Annotated in this window: 1 protein-coding gene; it reads right to left on the reverse strand. The window is 24.8% G+C overall.

The window, feature by feature from the left end:
* Nucleotides 1-22: 22 nt before the first annotated feature.
* The coding region (locus KA814_RS13365) for a P-loop NTPase fold protein (protein ID WP_210122798.1) at nucleotides 23-2076 on the reverse strand (2054 nt) is incomplete at its 5' end.

A 2076-nucleotide genomic window follows, 5' to 3' on the forward strand; every position in this document is an offset into this window, starting at 1 on the left:
TTTTTACTTTGCAACAGAACCTTTAAAATTTTGTAGCATTTCTAATACTAGCGCTTATTTTTTCTCTTTTTTGTGGTTCTAACTGATTAATTTTATCAATGAAATTATTTTCAAACTCTTGATTAAAACTAAATTCTTTCAATGGTAAATCTTCTCTTATTGCGTTTCTCCCATTAGATTTATAGAAAATATTTTTAATTCTTATAAAGTTCGTTTCTATAAATTCAACAAATTCACTATCACCTAAACAAACCAATTCACTTAGTACTTTTTCAATTTCTTTATTTTGTAAATGATCATAATATTTAACATAAGCCCAATATATAATTCGAGGGTGTTCTGTATCTTGAATATTTGAAAAACTAAGTTCTTTTAATATCCCATCTATCATTTCAACCTTATTCTCAATATCAATATATTCAATATCTGGAATTATAAGTTCAATAATGAGTATTTTTTGAGAAGCATCTAATTCCCTATTATTCAGTACTATCTTTTCACATTGCTTATTTTTATCTATCTCCAAGGTCATTTCTAATCTTTCACTTAAACTATATAATAATTCATCTACATATGGACTCGTAAAAGAACTAATTCCAGAATTACTGTGTTCTCCATAAAATTTATAATGAACTAATTTAATCATTTCTTTTACATAAGCTTCAACACTTTTAAGTATTTGTTCTTCTATAGCTTTACGTTTAAACATTTCAAAGAATCTTATATAATCTTCCTCATTAAAGCTGTTAATTTGTTTCAAGCCTTCATCTTTATCTTTTTGTAAATACTCTTCCAACATGTCTTCGTTGACTTGCGTACTTTCATTAGATTCAATTTTATATAACGAAAAATTTTTTTCTTTAGTAATACTCGGATATTTCATACCTGAATCATTACCATGATTAAAAAGATTGAAAATAAAATCTATAATATTAGAATCATCATTTATATTCGCTTCCAGTAATTCACTTCTTAAACGTTGCTTTTTTTCATCCTCTATCGAAACAGTGTTGTACGTTAATTTAATAGATTTATTAGTAATAATTTCATAAATTTGATTATGAAAAATAAATATATAACATAGAGCTAGTGATTCACTAGCATTAAAATTTCTATTTTGCTTATATTTATAAGTATTTTTAAAACGGTTAAATAGTTGTTTAGATTCTCTAATTGTCCTATTTTCTCTAATAAATTGACCTCTTATTCTATTAATTATAAGTCTATCTGCATCTGTGATATCTTGGTATTTCACTATAGTTTCTAGATCGCTTTCAAAAATATTCCATATATTGTGAGGCTTGTACTTTTCTGGCATGTTTTCTATATTTTGCAGTATCTTTTGAGTGAAAATATCATTTGGATTTTCTACTATTCTTTTATACTCCCCTACAACAATTATTAATGCATTCTCGAATGAATTAATATCTGACATTTTTTGAAAAAGTATATTTCTTTGAAGTTTATCTACTCTATCAAAATCATCTATTATAAATATTAGCTTACGCTTTTTTATAAATTTTTTTACTTTATTTCTACATTTATCTTCAATATCATAAGTGTCCTTAAAATAACTCAAAGCACTATTTATTATAAACAGTGCTAGCCAAATCAATAATATGTTCACTGTTATAAGGTTCTCTTTTCCTTTTAAAAAGAATGGAATAAACTGAATTAATGCTATTATAATGGATAATATAATTGCCCATACCAGTGGTTTATGTCTTAAATAAAAGTATTTCCATGGATGTAATTTTGAAAATATATCACTATAAAAATTTTCACTGTTATTTTCCTTCCATGCATTTAGCCATATAAATTCCCTTTTATTCTTTTTTTCCTTCCTTAATTCTACATCTTCCTCAATTAAGTTTAAAAAACTAGTTTTACCTATCCCCCATTTACCATTTAACAAAACTGAACCTTCATAGTCAGAAAAAATATATCTGTTTATAAATCTTATTACATCAGTACTTAATTTTAATTTATCTTGTTCAGAATTTTTTATTTCAATATCTGCTTTTATATTTATCATTCCCAACATTTCAAATTTTTGGTTCTGTTGCAAAGTTGAAT

Source organism: Staphylococcus sp. GDY8P196P (assembly GCF_017891705.1).
Lineage (GTDB): Bacteria > Bacillota > Bacilli > Staphylococcales > Staphylococcaceae > Staphylococcus > Staphylococcus ureilyticus.